The organism is Kistimonas ophiarachnellae, assembly GCF_057552235.1.
Genome location: NZ_BAAJPA010000009.1, coordinates 207,699 through 224,476 on the forward strand (window position 1 = coordinate 207,699; position 16,778 = coordinate 224,476).

At 51.4% G+C, this 16,778-nt stretch carries 16 protein-coding genes; 4 read left to right on the forward strand and 12 right to left on the reverse strand.

From position 1 onward, the window contains the following. Positions 1 to 72: 72 nt before the first annotated feature. The 6 genes from ettA to AC27K1_RS13310 form a co-directional block, all read right to left on the reverse strand. Positions 73 to 1,740: an energy-dependent translational throttle protein EttA gene (ettA, locus tag AC27K1_RS13285; protein WP_487151183.1), complete on the reverse strand. Its 1,668-nt coding sequence runs from the start codon at positions 1,738 to 1,740 to the stop codon at positions 73 to 75. A 180-nt stretch (positions 1,741 to 1,920) separates the two neighbouring features. Then, positions 1,921 to 2,046 carry a hypothetical protein gene (locus tag AC27K1_RS13290; RefSeq protein WP_487151185.1) on the reverse strand — a complete coding sequence of 42 codons (126 nt, stop codon included), beginning with the start codon at positions 2,044 to 2,046 and terminating at the stop codon, positions 1,921 to 1,923. A 334-nt stretch (positions 2,047 to 2,380) separates the two neighbouring features. Then, positions 2,381 to 3,673: a hypothetical protein gene (locus tag AC27K1_RS13295; protein ID WP_487151186.1), complete on the reverse strand. Its 1,293-nt coding sequence runs from the start codon at positions 3,671 to 3,673 to the stop codon at positions 2,381 to 2,383. A 617-nt stretch (positions 3,674 to 4,290) separates the two neighbouring features. Further along, positions 4,291 to 6,093, reverse strand: coding sequence for a hypothetical protein (locus tag AC27K1_RS13300; protein WP_487151187.1), 1,803 nt, complete (start codon positions 6,091 to 6,093; stop codon positions 4,291 to 4,293). A 474-nt stretch (positions 6,094 to 6,567) separates the two neighbouring features. Continuing rightward, positions 6,568 to 7,077 carry a hypothetical protein gene (locus tag AC27K1_RS13305; RefSeq protein WP_487151188.1) on the reverse strand — a complete coding sequence of 170 codons (510 nt, stop codon included), beginning with the start codon at positions 7,075 to 7,077 and terminating at the stop codon, positions 6,568 to 6,570. A gap of 614 nt (positions 7,078 to 7,691) precedes the next feature. Beyond that, the gene (locus tag AC27K1_RS13310; protein WP_487151190.1) at positions 7,692 to 8,189 is read right to left on the reverse strand and encodes a hypothetical protein; all 498 of its coding nucleotides are present in this window, start codon (positions 8,187 to 8,189) and stop codon (positions 7,692 to 7,694) included. Here AC27K1_RS13310 and AC27K1_RS13315 point away from each other — a divergent pair. Further along, entirely contained in the window at positions 8,160 to 8,417 is a 258-nt protein-coding gene (locus AC27K1_RS13315) for a type II toxin-antitoxin system PemK/MazF family toxin (protein ID WP_487151192.1), read from the forward strand. The two genes, AC27K1_RS13310 and AC27K1_RS13315, sit on opposite strands and share 30 nt — an antisense overlap. 278 nt (positions 8,418 to 8,695) lie before the next feature. Here the strand turns inward: AC27K1_RS13315 and AC27K1_RS13320 are convergent, their stop codons facing one another. Then, positions 8,696 to 9,097 (reverse strand): AbrB/MazE/SpoVT family DNA-binding domain-containing protein, encoded by a 402-nt coding sequence (locus AC27K1_RS13320; protein WP_487151194.1) that lies wholly within the window; start codon positions 9,095 to 9,097, stop codon positions 8,696 to 8,698. A gap of 113 nt (positions 9,098 to 9,210) precedes the next feature. Between AC27K1_RS13320 and AC27K1_RS13325 the strand changes: the two genes are divergently transcribed. Then, positions 9,211 to 9,351, forward strand: a complete 141-nt coding sequence (locus AC27K1_RS13325) for a type II toxin-antitoxin system PemK/MazF family toxin (RefSeq protein WP_487151213.1) — start codon at positions 9,211 to 9,213, stop codon at positions 9,349 to 9,351. 232 nt (positions 9,352 to 9,583) lie between these two features. On the opposite strand, the gene AC27K1_RS13330 is transcribed toward AC27K1_RS13325, so the two are convergent. After that, positions 9,584 to 9,994 carry a pilin gene (locus AC27K1_RS13330; RefSeq protein ID WP_487151195.1) on the reverse strand — a complete coding sequence of 137 codons (411 nt, stop codon included), beginning with the start codon at positions 9,992 to 9,994 and terminating at the stop codon, positions 9,584 to 9,586. Positions 9,995 to 10,244: 250 nt separating this feature from the next. Next, a complete protein-coding gene (locus AC27K1_RS13335; protein WP_487151197.1) occupies positions 10,245 to 11,186 on the reverse strand; it encodes a YHYH protein in 942 nt (313 codons plus the stop codon). A 396-nt stretch (positions 11,187 to 11,582) separates the two neighbouring features. On the opposite strand from AC27K1_RS13335, the gene glyA reads away from it, so the two are divergent. Further along, on the forward strand, positions 11,583 to 12,842 hold the full coding sequence (gene glyA / locus AC27K1_RS13340; RefSeq protein ID WP_487151199.1) for a serine hydroxymethyltransferase: 1,260 nt from the start codon (positions 11,583 to 11,585) through the stop codon (positions 12,840 to 12,842). 86 nt (positions 12,843 to 12,928) lie between these two features. Here glyA and AC27K1_RS13345 read toward each other — a convergent pair whose 3' ends face one another. Beyond that, positions 12,929 to 14,014 (reverse strand): alpha/beta hydrolase family protein, encoded by a 1,086-nt coding sequence (locus tag AC27K1_RS13345; protein ID WP_487151201.1) that lies wholly within the window; start codon positions 14,012 to 14,014, stop codon positions 12,929 to 12,931. Between the two features lie 246 nt (positions 14,015 to 14,260). Here AC27K1_RS13345 and nrdR point away from each other — a divergent pair, with 246 nt between their 5' ends. Continuing rightward, on the forward strand, positions 14,261 to 14,749 hold the full coding sequence (gene nrdR, locus AC27K1_RS13350) for a transcriptional regulator NrdR (RefSeq protein WP_487151203.1): 489 nt from the start codon (positions 14,261 to 14,263) through the stop codon (positions 14,747 to 14,749). A 262-nt stretch (positions 14,750 to 15,011) separates the two neighbouring features. Here the strand turns inward: nrdR and AC27K1_RS13355 are convergent, their stop codons facing one another. Then, positions 15,012 to 16,586, reverse strand: a complete 1,575-nt coding sequence (locus AC27K1_RS13355; RefSeq protein WP_487151204.1) for an alpha/beta hydrolase family protein — start codon at positions 16,584 to 16,586, stop codon at positions 15,012 to 15,014. Beyond that, a partial coding sequence (locus AC27K1_RS13360) for a hypothetical protein (protein WP_487151206.1) occupies positions 16,587 to 16,778 on the reverse strand: 192 nt, incomplete at its 5' end. It lies immediately after the preceding gene.

The following is a 16,778-nucleotide window of genomic DNA, read 5'->3' on the forward strand; positions in this document are numbered from 1 at the left end:
GACAGAAAATGATCATAATGGCGCTTTCCTTAACTCCTTACGGAAGAAAAGCGCCATTAAATCAGATCGCTATCAAGCGTCGATACGCTTGTACTTGACCCGGTGCGGGCCAGCGGCGTCAGGACCCAGGCGGGCGACACGATCCGCTTCGTACTCGGTGTAGTTACCTTCGAAGAAGGTCACCTTTGATTCGCCCTCGTAAGCCAGGATGTGGGTGGCGACCCGGTCCAGGAACCAGCGGTCATGGGAGATCACCATCGCACAGCCGGGGAAGGCCAGCATGGCTTCTTCCAGGGCGCGCAGGGTTTCTACGTCGAGGTCGTTGGAGGGTTCGTCCAGCAGCAGCACGTTGCCGCCTTCCTTCAGTGTGCAGGCCAGCTGCAGACGACCACGCTCACCACCGGACAGTTCACCGACACGCTTCTGCTGATCAGCGCCCTTGAAGTTGAACCGGCCGATATAGGCGCGGGACGGGACTTCATAGCTGCCAATACGCAGGATGTCAGACCCTTCGGACACCAGTTCCCACACGGTTTTCTTATTGTCCATCTCGTCGCGCATCTGCTCGACGAAAGCGATCTTGACGGTATCACCGGTCTCGATGCTGCCGGAATCCGGCTGCTCGCGGCCCATAATCATCTTGAACAGGGTGGACTTACCGGCGCCGTTACCACCGATGATGCCGACAATCGCACCCTTCGGCACGCTGAAACTCAGGTTGTCGATCAACAGGCGATCGCCAAAGCCCTTGGTGACATTGTTGAATTCGATCACCTTGTCGCCCAGGCGCGGACCGGGTGGAATGTAGATTTCGTTGGTTTCGTTACGGCTCTGGAAATCCTGGGACTGCATTTCCTCGAACCGGGCCAGACGGGCCTTGCTCTTGGACTGACGACCCTTGGCGTTGGAGCGCACCCACTCCAGTTCGTGCTCCATGGCCTTGCGGCGGGCGTCCTGCTGCTTCTGTTCCATTTCCAGGCGCTGTTCTTTCTGCTCCAGCCAGGAGGAGTAGTTGCCCTGGTAGGGGATGCCTTCGCCACGGTCCAGTTCCAGGATCCAGCCGGCGGCGTTGTCCAGGAAGTAACGGTCGTGGGTAATGGCGACCACGGTGCCGGGGTATTCGCACAGGAACCGCTCCAGCCAGCCGACCGATTCCGCATCCAGGTGGTTGGTCGGTTCGTCCAGCAGGAGCATGTCCGGGCTGGAGAGCAGCAGGCGGCACAGGGCCACACGGCGACGTTCACCTCCGGAGAGGTTTTTGATGACCGCATCCCACTCGGGCAGGCGCAGGGCGTCGGCGGCTACATCCAGTTTGCGATCCAGGTTGTGTGCGTCGGACGCCTGGATGATGTTTTCCAGGCGGGCCTGTTCGGCAGCCAGCTTGTCGAAATCCGCATCCGGGTCAGCGTAGGCGGCGTAGACTTCCTCCAGCTTCTGCTGGGCTTCCTTCACTTCACCCAGGGCCTCTTCGACCACTTCGCGGACGGTCTTTTCCGGATCCAGCTGGGGTTCCTGGGGCAGGTAGCCCACGTTGATATCGGACTGGGCGCGGGCTTCACCGTCAAACTCGGTGTCGACGCCGGCCATGATGCGCAGCAGGGTGGATTTACCGGCGCCATTGAGTCCCAGTACGCCGATCTTGGCGCCGGGGAAGAAGGACAGGGAGATGTCCTTCAGGATCTGGCGCTTGGGTGGCACGACTTTGCTCACCCGGTTCATGGTGTAAACGTATTGAGCCATTTTCTTAGAGATTTCGCTTCAAATTCATAACGGTTCGATGTTGCGGGGCGTGGAGTGATGCATGCGGTGACGCACGGCCTCCGGTATCCCCGTAAACACCCGCCTGTACTCTGCCAAATGCCCCGGAAGACCCTGATCAATGCAGGGGGTAGCAGGACACGTAAAAAAGTCAGTCGACTTTTATACCGTGCTTTGCAGTGCCGGTACATCAGGAACATGATGACGGATGAAGGAATTATCAATCATCGCGCTGTTACCTGCACTAACATTTTTTCCGGTGGTCACGGGAATGCCGCCATCGGGCATAGGCCTGCCATCATCCTGCCGGTGGACAATGTCGGCTTCCTTCGGACGACCTGTGAAGGGAACCGTGCAGGTTTCGGCAAGCCATGCAGTACAGTCAGTCTGTTCAGGAACTGTCGGTCATTTTTATCGATAAAACGGCAATTATTGTTGTCGGTGTACATGAATGATCCTGCCCATTGTTTTCTGATGAATGTCGTTTAGAGGCGAGAGGCTTTATCATGGTTCAGTGAAACCATTGATATTCAATAGGCATACGCCGAACTTTAATGGCTTATTGGTTTTCGGTAGGGGGCGTGTTCACTTGCTGGTTTGGACGTTGAATCATCACTTTTTTTCATTGATTGTGTATCTTGTTGATGTAGGAGCACATTAAGCAAAGGTTATTACATGTTTCACAGCTAAAGCTAATGTATTTATCCTGTAATTGTGGTGTATTGGAACGAATATGTTTATAGATATTTGCTACCATGTTTTTATAGGTGTCGGGTGTTTTTGTTTCAGGTATGCTGTCCTGTTTGCTATGTTCTGCTTCTTGCATGTGAAGTGGAATTGCTCCACTTCTTATTCTCGACATGATTGCTCTTGATACGCTATCAATGGTGCATGGTTCTTTAACTTCAGTTTTTTGCTTAATTGCTTCAGGTGTTGCAGTTGCGGTGCTTTTACTGGTAGACGGTTGATTTGCTTGTGAGCTGTCTTCAGGCGCCTTTGTATCAGCAGTAGTTTCTGCGCCTGGGGCTTTTTCCTGTGATGATTTGACCTTTTTTGGGTGATAAAACTGAGCATGCATAGCATTATCTGCTTCTGAAGTGACGATATGATCACAGCCTGTTACTGTGCATGCTTTTATTTCCAGTGATAATGACTGCTGGCTTGCAGCGTGCAAATATTGATGTGTTTTGAAAGGTCTGAATCTCGTGAATTTCTTTTCACAACGTGGGCTGCTTTCGTCGCCGGGGAAGTCGCATTTGTAGGGAGTATCAGTGGAATCTGTATGGTTAGTCTCTATATAATGATTTCTAGGCCAGTGGTCTAATAGTCTATTGAAATTCCATGTTGTAAATTGGCATCCTGTTTCATTGCATAAAAAGTGTGAGTCAATATTCTTGTTATCTTTCAGGTGAGATTCATGTACGACTCTCGAATAGTGAAACAAATTGTAAATCAAACGACAGGTTTCGCACCCGTTTTTCATATAGTTTTTACGTTCGGAGTCGTCCATCATCTCGTAAATTACGGGAGTTAAATCGTCATGTTCGATTTTTAATTGATTGACTTCGTCGTGTTCAGGTTCTTTGTTGATGTGAATTGTCACCAGACGTTGAGTAATCAATTTTTGGATGCGCTCCATTGTTAAACAAAATGCGCAAGGAGTATGCCTCTTTTTTACCGTAGTCGCTGTTCTTTGATAGCGGGCTTCTCCACTGGATGCAATGGTTCCTGGTGCTTTATCTGGTATGGCTGTAGTGTCCAAATGCGTGGCTCCCAAAGTTATATGGTACGAGGTCGGGAAAAATACCTGTACTGCTATTGTTCCAGAATTGTCATTTTTCGATCTGTCTGTGCTGAATTGTGATTTTTTTACAGTAAAAGCAAGCTTAAAAAGGTATACAAGTGCATCAAACACGTTCCTCTCCCGGGGCTCCCGAATGCATTAAACCCCGGACAGTGCCTGATTCGTCGTATATTTTGATATATCCTGGTGGAAGCAGTTCCCTGCTGGTTAGCCAATATGACGACATTAGCCATTAGCGTTGACAGTCAGTTCTTTATTCTGAAAATTGAGACGCCAGCACATCAGGACAACGATTATTGACAAAGTAAATACTTGGCCTGATCAGTTTTTTCCGTTGTAAGCGCCCGCGTTATTGAGTCGAACCTGAACATAGCCTGACAGCAAACGACGGAATTATATTATTCGTCACTGCCACACTGACCTTTGGAGCCTAAGTCATTAAACCACTTCAATGGTCATCAGGCGTGGCGGACATGGTATCAGCATTCCTGGTAAACCGCCTCGAAATGACGCAGGCATTGTGGCGGACGCCCATCAGACCCTCGCCGCTTCATGTGGATTATCAACAGGCAAGGTGATAAAACGGCGGTAAGCATAGCATTTGCGACTTCCAGACAGCCAACAACGGGTGACAAACGCTGCCAGTAATTTTACGGCTGAACGGGCGAAGCCCATGCCGACGGCAGTCAGCCGGAAACGACAGGCGGGATTCAAGACCCTGCCTGTCTCTATCTCCACTCTAAATCACTCAGCTTCGCATGTTGTGTCTGAACCTGTTCCAGGGCGCTATTCAAATGCTTGTTAATTAATTTGAATGTATCTTTCATGCGATTTTTGATGAGATGCATTTTTTCCAGGCACTCCTTTAAATCGCGTAATATCTCGCCATAGGTGTCTAACTCAGCCTTTGTTTTAGTTTTATAATTTTCGTCAGCGTATGCTTTGGATAATTTTTCAAAAGCAGGCGTTATGTTTTGGAGCTTCCAGTCGTCTTTATTGACTTCAATAATCACTTGTTCTTCAGGAGTCTTTTTAAATTCAGCTCTATGGATAGAATTCAGGAGCATGAAAAAGCGAGTCGCTGTATCTTTGTCATGCATGAAAACACGTATATGTTCTTCTGCCAGCCTTATTGTATGGTGAATCGTCTTGTCATTGTAATCATCCACCTGTGGATTCATGTGGCTCACTTCAGGCGCATTGATAAGCAGGTTTATAAAGTTAAAGCCTGTTTTTAAATGGTTTATGCTTCCGGAGGCTCTAAGGATTATCTGATTCATATATAACCAAAGGCATTTTTGGTAATTAGCAAGTTTTTCCAAAATAGCAGTTTCTGTTCCTGGTGTTCGTCCAGGTATGCCGAGTAAGTAAATGGCATAATTAGAGTACAGTTTCTGCAAGTGCTCGCAAAGCGCAAACAAGTCCTCGATGTCAAGACTCTCTTTACGGGCCAAAGCTTGTTTAACCATTTTTTCCTGATGCTCGATATCTTCCGCATACTTCTGGTATTGAGTGCAATCCAAAAGATCCACGGTGAGCAGACATTCTAAGTTACGCAGGGCTTCCTGCAATTGAGCAGAGAGTTCATCATCCTTTAATTTCGGGCTTTCACTTTCTTTATCGCCCGTACCCCTTTTTTTCTTTTTTTTCTTTTTTTTCTTTATCGCACCGGTACTCTTTTCATCTTGCTGCTGTGTTGATAATGAGGAAAACTCGGCTGTTAAAGACGTAGTTTCTGTTCTTGACGCTGCTGACGCGGTTGCCGATGCCCCTTGTGCGCTGGCCTGACCCTGTTCGAAAGCGGGGATTTCGGCTTTTTCGGCATAAACCTCTGTTGCCAGCAAAATAGCCTTTAACCTGTCGGGTGAATCTTCTGGTGGAACAAGAAATACGACCTTGTCTGGCAGTAGCAAAGGGGACTCGCTTTTCGTGATGATCCGACTTAACAGGGTGATAACAGATTCATCGGTATTGTTTAAAATCCTGCCCCCAGATGCGCTTAAAACGAACCTGTTCATGGACGAGGTTTTCGTTGAAATTGTGTGCGCCTTATTCAGCACCTTTGTCAAAACCTGCTCAAGATTCATCTCATCATGCACCAGGCAGTGAATTAAGCTTGAGTAAGGTTTCATTTTTTTTATTCCCGTTTGTTCCATAACGCTTTCAGATAATAACTCCTCCGTGCGCGGCTTTGGTTTTACGGTAGGCGTCGTTCTGTGCTGAAGGTGAAAATAGTGATTAACCTGTTTTCCAATCCACTGTTCAATACGCTCATCCTGACAGGCGACCTGATCGCTACCCTCCGATTGTTTTATCAAAATGGCATTAACAAACACGGCCCCGGTCACTTCCTGTCTGACAGGTTTGGTCATGTCTTCTGGAACGGGTGATGAAACTGCAATGCTAACATTTTTAGACCAGGCGCAACGCACTGTGTGAATCCCCCATTGGCTTCGGGGGGATTTTTCGTCCGTTTTTTCTGTCTGCTGTGTGCCTGAAGGTTTCAGACGGGGAACCTGTGAAGCTGCCATGAAATAACCACATTCTCGTTTTACATGAGTGAAGTGTTAAAGCATACGTGAATCATTGTTTGTTAAGGATGCTCAGGCTGTAGAGTAGTGGTAACAAAATACGCTTTTTTTATTCAGGCAAAAAACGAGGGTTTTTATTTTTCGTAATGGTTATTGCTTAATTTACAGATGGACAACGATTTTATTGTGCATTTTATATACATCGGGTCAGATCATTGAAAATGACCTTGAGGGGGAGAGGGCGTGTTTAATCATCAAGACCCGGTTCTTTATCCGTTCAAACGCCAGAAGTGTCTCCCCCGATTCCAGTCCGGGCTTTTCATCAATCGCCCGGGGGATGCCCTCCCGCTTTTGGGGCGGTTAAACCGGGCATCGTAACCGGGTAAACGTGGCACTGACTTTGGCGGCCAGTGCCTGGTCAACCCTGATCCGGGTCAGTTCAGCGAACAGGTTTTCGGGCATAGCGTCTCAGCATTAGAGGTTGAAATAGAGGTTGACCAGGAACACGGTGATGATGGTTGTTATCAGGCCGCCAAAGGTGATCAGGTACTGACGACTCATACCGGCCATTTCTGTCCGTAATTCGGCAAAGCCCTGATGCATGTTCTTGTTCAGCTCGTGATAGCGGCTGTCTATCTTCTGATCCAACGCGTGGTAGCGGCTATCGATTTTTTGGTTCAGTTCGTTATAGGCGCTATCGATTTTCTGGTTCAGATCATGAGAGACGCCATCAATCTTCTGGTTCAGATCATGAGAGACGCCATCAATCTTCTGGTTCAGTTCATGGTAGGCGTTATCGGTTTTCTGGTTGATTTCATGGTAGCGGGCATCCGACCGCAGCTGAATCTGCATGATGGCTTCCTGCATAACCAGAATGTCCTTTTTACTGGCGTTATATTCCGGATCCAGCGAGGCGCTGACTTTGGCGGCCAGTGCCTGGTCAACCCCGATCCGGGTCAGTTCAGCAAACAGGTTTTCGGGCATAACGTCTCCCGGACAGCGAATGGATAACACACCCTGCCACCGCGGTCAGGGCTGAACAGGGCGAAACCCCTGCCACCGACCGCCAGCCGGACAGGGGCGGCTGGCTTCAAGACCCGGCACGGCGTTCCCTGATGGTGAGGAAGGGCAACGTGCAGAAAAGATAGTACGCCCGTAATGAACCCGCCAATCCGATGGGGAGCCCTTTTTTGACCGTGTCGAGGCGGGGTTTGATGGTTTTTTTTGCCGGGAGACATCGTGTCCAGGTTTCTGGTGGCGCGTCTTCATTGATTAACGTAGGACGGTTCGCTTGCGAGGCTACGTGTTAGCGGTAGGCAATGGCGGTGGCGGCTTCCTTCGGAAACCGCCCTGCGAATGAAACCGTACAAATTGCGCATGCAATGCAGATCACGAGTGATTTAAGGGGGGGCACCGCTTTTCCGCTACGCGGTCCCGGCGGATGGCGAGAGCGGACTGGCGAAAGACGCCCGGGTCATGATTGACCAAATCACCATGATCAAACGCGCAAGGGCCGACAAAATGACCATTGTAACGTACGGCAGCTGATTGTCGCTCCGATGACACAACCCACTGTCGTCTGCAGCGGCAGCCGCCCATCAAGCTGCTATCCTGACCTGCGCCCAACGTAAATAAGAGGTAGCGGCATGGAACTGGTGGAACGAGTGGAGCATCTCGAAAACGAGTATGACGATCTTCGGAGGGTTGTACATTTGACGCATGATACATTCACATTGTATCTCGCTGAGCATGCCGATTTCCGGCAGAAGGTGGTTGCCAAATTCGCTGAGATCGATAGGCGGTTTGACAGGGTAGAGCAGCGTCTTGACAGGGTAGAGCAGCGTCTTGACAGGGTAGAGCAGCGTCTTGACGGCATGGATCAGCGTCTTGACGGCATAGAACAGCGGCTTGACCGCATGGAACAGCGGTTTGACACAATGGATAGACGCTTTGACCAACTGGAACTGTTGATTCGCCAACGCTTGCCGCAGGCTTAACTGCGGCTCGTTGGCGCCATTATCACCGTCGTCTTGAATGGTGATGACGGCAAGCCCCGTCCGGCGCTTGTGATTCAGTCGGATGGCTTTGACGAACACCCTTCCATCACGATTCTCCCCATCACGAGTGATTTAAGGGATACACCGCTTTTCCGCTACCCGGTCCCGGCGGATGATGAGAGCGGACTGGCGAAAGACTCTCAGGTCATGATTGACAAAATCACCACGATCAAAAGAGAAAGGTCCGGCAAAATCATCGGCCATTGTGACGCACGGCAGCTGACGGAAATCACACGGCTTCTGGCGCTCTGGCTGGGTATGGGCTGAAGGAAACGTCCTGCACAGGGAGAAATGGCGGCGGAATAGTGATCGTGTCGATCATGGCGGAGAGGAAAGGCTGCGAAAGGAAAGCGGGATGGGGGAAATAAGAACGGGTCTTGAGATTGGCTGGGTGGCTCAATACAAGCACCGATAAGGGATGCTTGCGATAAAGACGCTTTCGGCCGAATGGATGACCTGAACCGCTGTTTGGCTTTGCCATTGGGGATTTCGGGTGTCTACAGGTTGCAGGAGGTAACGTAACAGTACGTTGGTATCGACTGCAATCATTCCTGCCTCCGGAATTTGTTGGCGGCTTTTTCCTTGATGGCGGCTTTTAAGTGTTCAGGTTCCAAATCAACAGCAGCGTCGGCAGGGCAATGTAAGGTTCCTGCCAGCGGCTGTTCAGACATCTTTACCAGGTATGCCACGCCATCACGTTCAAACACCTGGACAGTATCACCCGGTTCCAGTCCGAGCTTGTCACAAATGGCTTGTGGAATGGTCACCTGCCTTTTGGCGGTTAACTTGGGCATGGACTTTTCCTTTTCGTATTTCATTTTTAAATGGGTAATACAAACTAGCAACCGGTTATCAGGTTGCCAAATAACAATGATGTCTTTTTTGCTTGCGTTATATTTCGTGCCCAGTGCAGCGAGGCGCTGACTTTGGCGGCCAGTGCCTGGCAACCCCGATCCGGGTCAGTTCAGCAAACAGGTTGCCGCATGCAATGCAGATCACGAGTGATTTAAGGGATGCACTGCTTTTCCGCTAACCGGTCTGAGCGGATGATGAGAGCGGACTGGCGAAAGACTCCCAAGTCATGATTGACAAAATCACCACGATCAAAAGAGAAAGGGCCGGCAAAATCATCGGCCATTGTGACGCACGGCAGCTGACGGAAATCACACGGCTTCTGGCGCTCTGGCTGGGTATGGGCTGAAGGAAACGCCCTGCATCGGGGGAAATGGCGGCGGGCTAGTGAGCGTGTCGATCATGGCGGCGAGGAAAGGCTGTGAAAGGGAAACGGGATGGGGGAAATAAGAGCGGGTCTTGAGATTGGCTTGGTGGCTCAATTCAAGACCCGATCAGGGATGCTTGCGATGGGTGGAGTTAGGTCTTATTCAAGATTCAAGACCTGACCCTTTCACATGACCCTTTCACAATATGCATCTTTATAAACCTGCTACGAAATCGGTATAAGAATCTGTTCCGGCTATAGTCGTACCAGTTGTCCCAACAACAGACCAATCCTGTCCATTAGTAGTTTCAATTGCAGCAGTTTCTGCTCCCAAGGGACCACCTGGTGTGATTGTGATGGTTGGCTTATTAGATGTTACAGCATATCCAATCTTACCATGACTGGCAGAAACTCCGGCTGTGGCAGCATCACATGAAGCTACAGCATTGTTTTGTACACATACCGCTACTGCAGTTTGGTATGAGCGAACTTCAGCTAATGCTGCTGCAACTTGAGCGTTCCTTGTATAATTCTGATACTGCGGAATCGCCACAGCCGCCAAAATCCCAATGATCGCCACAACGATCATCAATTCAATCAGAGTAAAACCACCTTGTTTTTTCATTGTTAACACCTTTTTTTCTGTCTAGTGGATTATTCGGTTGTCTCGATTTCTGTTTAGCAACGCCTGTGCCAGATTTATGACGCTTTCCGGAAATGTCGACAAACGGTAAAGATCACGGTGTTTTCGGCTTTCTCGCAGGGACAACCCGCCGCCAACAAACCTGTTACCCCGTCCGTAACAGGTGACCCTCTGCGTCACCCCGTTCTGACACAGCCGGACAGGTTTCAACACAGCGCCACCTGCAACCGGTTCAGAAACGGGGTTTGTGCCCCGGGTGGCGATGGCCGGAATGGCCGTCAGGGTGCGGACGTCCTCCCGGACGGCTGCCGGGGCGCTGTCTGCCCATGCCCTGTTTCCTGAAACTGTCGTCCGGCGTGCCGCGGAAGCAGCGGGGAACGTAAGGGTAGTCCGTGGTGACGACATAATAGTAAGTGCCGTCGGGATACTCCGGCGTCACGCCGGTGCGGCCATTGCATGCATCCAGGTCGCCGTGGCCCGCGCGGTAGTCGTAGTCGCGGTCATAGGTGCCGTCGTAACGGCCGGACGGTTCGTCGCTTTTCCGGTTACCGCTTTTCAGCACGTAGCTTGAGGTGAGTTCGCGGATGCCGCCGCGGGGATTGTCGCGGTCACGGTAGCCGTAACGGGCATAGATGGGAAAGCCGTCAGCGGCATAGCCGATCAGCGGGGAGTGCTGGCTGGCAGACGATCCGTCCAGCAAGCCGTGGGGCAGGCCGTGGTAATGGTAGGCGCCGGTCGGTTGTACGTGGGCGTTGTGAGGGTCCATCCCCAGTTTGCCCGGCACGTTCAGGGCTTCCATCCGCCAGCCGCTTGAGCGGTCATTGTTCCAGTATTCCGCGGAACCCGGGTCAAACGGCACGCCATTGATGGCGACACCGAAGGTATGGCGGCCGGTGGGTTGAACCCGTCCGGTGAGTTTGGGGCGAAGGGGGACGCGAAACCGGTAAGACTGCGCGCTGACCCGGTGCGGATTGCCCCGGTTGGGAAACGGGCCGTGGGCGTGGTCGGGCAGGCCGTTCGCCGTGATGAAGCGATGCTGTGAGTCGGTCGTGATCGTCACCTGGTTTGCCGAAGCAAAGGCAACACCGGCGTAAAGGCTGGCAACGGCTATCAACGCCGGTTTGGTGAGCGCAGCGCGGCTGGCTGACGGATGATGCTGCAAACGGACGGTCATAATGCCTGAGTATCCCTGACTTTTGTTGTTATGGGTTGGGCAATGGACGACATGCTTCTCTATGAAAGTGCGTGCTTTTTACGCCGGTTGCAAGGCATGGCGCGAGACTGTTTCAGGCGCAGGGCGGTGCTCAGCCGGAGGGGAAGAGGGAATGGCTGCCAGGGAAAACCGTTTTTTCATGGTTTCGTGAGCATTTCCCGATGAATGATTGGCTTCTTTATCGGTCTATATGAAAAACCGTTAAATCAACGATGAGACCGTTATACCGGCCAGGCGCCTGCCGCATCCGTCTTGAACCGTGCTCATGGGGATAACCGGTTATTTTCATGTGCCAGCGCGGTTGGGTTGCGTTAGAATCCCGCCTGCTTCCACCTTACATCGACACAGGGGAGATTGATGTTTACCACGGACATGACCATTGCGGAGTTCGATCCCGAACTGAAGGCGGCGATCGACGCTGAAGCACAGCGTCAGGAAGAGCATATCGAGCTGATCGCCTCTGAAAACTACACCAGTCCCCGGGTGCTGGAGGCCCAGGGTTCGGTACTGACGAACAAGTACGCCGAAGGCTATCCCGGCAAGCGCTACTACGGCGGTTGCGAGCACGTGGATGTGGTGGAACAGCTGGCGATTGACCGCGCCAAAGCCCTGTTTGACGCAACCTACGCCAACGTCCAGCCCCACTCCGGCTCGCAGGCCAACGCGGCGGTCTTCATGGCGCTGGTGAAACCCGGCGATAAGGTGCTGGGCATGAGCCTGGCCCACGGCGGTCACCTGACCCATGGCGCCAGTGTCAGTTTCTCCGGCCGTATTTACGATGCCGTGCAGTATGGCCTGAACCCCGACACCGGCGAGATTGATTACGACGAGGTCGAGCGGCTGGCCCTTGAGCACAAGCCGAAGATGATCATCGGTGGTTTCTCCGCCTACTCCAAGGTGGTCGACTGGCAGCGTTTCCGTGATATCGCGGACAAGGTCGGCGCTTACCTGCTGGTGGATATGGCGCATATCGCCGGTCTGGTGGCTGCGGGTGTGTATCCGTCCCCGGTGCCGTTTGCGGACGTGGTCACCACCACGACTCACAAAACCCTGGGCGGCCCGCGCGGTGGCCTGATCCTTTCCGCCCGTGCCGATGAAGACCTGCAGAAAAAACTGAATTTCTCGGTCTTCCCGGAATCCCAGGGCGGCCCCCTGTGCCACGTGATCGCGGCCAAGGCGGTCTGCTTCAAGGAAGCCATGAGTGATGCGTTCAAAACGTATCAGGCGCAGGTGGTCAAGAACGCCCAGGCCATGACCCGGGTGATGATGGACCGTGGCATCAAGATCGTGTCTGATGGCACCGAAGACCACCTGTTCCTGGTGGACCTGATCGGCAAGGACTATACCGGCAAAGAGGCAGAAGCCGCACTGGGCAGCGCCTTCATTACCGTGAACAAGAACGCGGTGCCGAATGATCCCCGTTCACCGTTCGTCACCAGTGGCTTGCGTCTCGGTACGCCGGCGATTACCCGCCGTGGATTCACCGGGCAGGATGCTGCGGAACTGGCTGGCTGGATTTGTGATGTCCTCGAAAACATCAACGATGAGCAGGTCATCGCCTCCGTGAAAGAAAAGGTACAGGCCATCTGTGCGCGTCTGCCGGTATACCAGGGTTAATTAATCACCGTTACCAAAAGGCCTGCGGCATTAAATGGCGCAGGCTTTTTTTGTGGGGCTGAAAATGCGGTGAATATGACCAGCATTCAGAGCGTCGATTCGAAAGCCAGGGAATGAGGCCTGAAGCCGCCACTGTCACTGTCCGTATCGTTGGTTTCGATGTTGTTCAGGAGAAACGCATTGATCATGAAATCATAATCCGCTTCGGACAGTTCGCTATGCCCGTAACACCAGGAGTGCCCTCCACCCGCCTTCTGCAGGCAGATTCTGTCGGTATCAAGCCGTGCAGCCAGTATGACGGACTGGTTGTAAGGGATGATGTTGTCGCCGGTTGCATGAATCAGCAGGGCGCGGGTGTCCGGCCTTTCCAGGAAGCGCTCCAGGTATTGGCAGGTATTGATGTCGTATTGAACCAGGCACGCCGGGAGACAGCGGCAATACGTCCGGCTTAATGCTTTCAGGCTGACGTAGGGGGCATGCAGGACGACTTTCGTGACCCTCTCTTTTGACGCGGCGAGATAAGCCGCGATCCCCGTGCCTATGGATGAACCCAGCACATAAACGGGGAGGCATGGGTCAACGGTGGCGCAGATGGCGTCGAAAAAGGCGTCGGCGACCCTGAAGACATCCTGCTCACTGTAGATGGCGCCTGCAGAACCCCCGTAGCCCGGGTACTCGCAGAACAGGCAGTCCAGGCCGGCGTTCATGAATCGCTCGGCATTGTTGTTTGCATCGCCGACAGCCGTGTCTTCATTACCATGCAAAAACAGCAGCAGTCCTGCAGGATTGTCTGCTTTGAAATACCAGCCTGTCAGCGGATACAGGTTGCCAGGGCGGACCGTGACTTCCTCCGGGTTCCGTTGTCTGACACTTTCCTCAAGTTCGCAGTAGTGGCGGAGTGACTGCCTTTCGGGCCTGACGCTATGGAAACGACGCTGTCCCGGGAAAAACAGGTAGTCCTGGATACCTTTGAAAAAGCACACGGGCAGCGTCACGGGGAAAGCCGCGACGCAAACCGCGGTGGTGGGAACGACGGCGATAACCTGCCACCATGACAGGGGTTTATCCCCGGCTCCCAGGCATTTCCGCAACATCTGCCACCCTGTGACGGGTAGTTGCCTGAGGGTTGTTTTCGCTATCCGGCCGTAGGGAAGCCTGACTTCAGGTGCCAAGGTATCCCCTTCATAGTTCGAGTGGCTGCTTGCGTCTGAACTGCCGTTGTTTGAAGGGACGTTTGGGCTGCCCTGAATCATGCCTGGCATCGCTTCCTTGAATGAGCACATTTCAATGGATGACCTTTCGGTGAAATAGTTCCGGATGGGTTTTTGTGCTGATCCTTTTGTCAGGACTTGTGTCATCCCTTGGCAAGCCGTTAGTATCACAATCACTCCCCTGTAAATGGCCAACAGACCAGCACTATGCATTGCCCCTTTTGCAACGCCGATGACACCAAGGTGATTGATTCCCGACTGGTTGCCGAAGGCACCCAGGTGCGCAGGCGCCGCGAGTGCCTGACCTGCTCCGAACGCTTCACCACCTATGAAAGTGCGGAACTGGTTATGCCCCGCATCGTCAAGCAGGACGGTTCCCGGGAACCGTTTGATGAAGAGAAACTCCGGGCCGGGCTGCTGCGGGCGCTGGAGAAACGGCCGGTCAGCACAGAGCGCATCGAAGAAGCCATCAGCCGGATTGAGCATCGTCTGCGGGCTACCGGTGAGCGGGAAATCAATTCACGCATGGTCGGGGAAGAAGTCATGTCCGCCCTGCAGGAGCTGGATGAAGTCGCCTATATCCGGTTTGCGTCGGTGTATCGCCGGTTCCAGGACCTGACCGAGTTCCGGGAAGAAATCGAGCGGCTGGAAAAAGAACCCGGCACACACCACCGCGCGGTGAAAGAAGAGCACTGAGGTATGGTGCGTCCCACCGTCAACGGCTGACAACACCGGCACGGGTTGAATGAAACCGGGTGAATCGCCGGTTAGCAGAACAATCATCCGGTTGTCCGGCAGGTGGGGCAGCATGCTTTCGAACAGGGCGAGTTGGGCAAAGGAGGGAACGTGCAGTATCAGAATGTCGGAGAAGGCGACTGCTTGCTGAATATCATCCGTCACAGTGTGGATTTCACAAAAACCGGCAAAGCTGAATTAACGCCGTTGAGGGTTTGGTCAATCAGGAGATGAGGCATTGATTTGGCGCTGATTCAAATTCATCCGGGACAAAATCATCAAAGTTATCAGTGAGTAACATTTTTTCCAGCCTGTCAGGCAGTTGGCGGTGACCATAATTTGGATGAAGCGACATCAATGTGATTCTTTGATCGCGCGTATTGTCGGATCTTACTTTTTCACAGGCCCTGTAAATGTCCAGACCGTGCTGATGCGGGATGACCTTGTCACCTTGTGAATGGATGATAAGCAGTTCTGCCGTGTCTTCTTTCTCAATATAATCACAAAGATGGGCCTGACTATTAAAGTCGTAGCAACGAAACAGGGCGGCAATACAGCGGGTTGCATGGTAGCCAGTGATATTGGTAATGCTTGTGTAAGGTGCATGAAGAATGACGCGTTTAACATCAAAATGATATTGACCCGCCAGGTAGGAAGCTGCACCGGTCCCAATGGAGGAACCCATGACAACGATTTTTAAATGGGGGTAACGCACTTTCGCCATGCGATAAGCGGCTTCTGCGGCGGCAAGGAAATCTTTTTCTGAATAAATGCTGCCATCTGAATTTCCATAGCCAGGATAATCTGGAAACAAACAGTGATATCTGCCAAATGTATCTGGATCATACGTGAATCCCATGTGAACGCTTGCGGGTGTGTCGTTAGGCTGGAAAAAGATGCAGACGCCTTCAGGTTCTGGTTCCCTTGCTTTAATGAGATAAGCACTGATGTTTTTCCCGTTGAACGTGTATGATACCTGACTTGTTTCTGACATGATTCGTAGCTTGTTTTGAGCCTCTTTCAGATTTTTTTCCAACCTTTGTAATATTAATTTTTCATGTGATATTAACCTTTCAGCCTCCTGGGTAGCCTGTGGTTCATCGACGGGTGATGCCGCCACGGGAGTTTCATCAAATATATTATTTCCTGCAATGGATAGCGGATCTGGCTCCAGGTTTTCAATTTTTTCGTGCTGCTCATTTATTTTTATTTGCAAATAGGCGATGGTATTTTTTAAATGCTCTTTCACTGATTCTGTTATTTTTTCTTTTCCTGTTAAGCGGTCCTGTAAAGGGAATAGAAAGCAGTCCTGAACGATTTTCATAATGATAAAGAGTAATGTGAAGGGTAATAGTAACAGTGAAAGTGTGAATGTTATTATGATTTTCATGGTTCTCACGATTTTATTTGGAGAATAGGTGCTTTCCAAAAATAAATGTTTTGTTGTGTTGCAAAAAATCTTTATCGAACGGCAGAGCCAGGTGCAGCAACCATCTCCCTTTGGTCTTTTAATCCCGTCATTCAAATAGGTGTTTTGAATGTTTGCCAGATTTTGAGAGGGTGAGGTAAGATTGCCGGATTCCATAGTGCTGTGTTTCAGGTGTTCAAAGGTTAAGCCGTAATATTGAGGTTTTTGTTGGATGCTGTTTTGCTCTTTTGAGTGGTTATAATCGGATTTGTTCCCTATGCCCCTATTGTTGTCAGGTGTTATGACATGGTTGTCTTCAGGGTTGGGGGGCGCCGACACCCGCTTTAAAATAAAATTCCCGGTTGATGTCTGTTTGAATCTGGTAATCAATTATTCAGCAGCAGGAGACTGAGATTGTGCAGGGGCAACTTCTGTGATTTCTTCAGTCAACAATTTTTCTGTGAGCCAGTCAGGCATTTCGCAATGCCTGACATCTTTAGCAAGGGAATAGAGTTTTATCTTTTGTTGATGTGGATTGTCTGTTTTTGCTTTTTTACACGCTGAATAAATATCACGGCTATG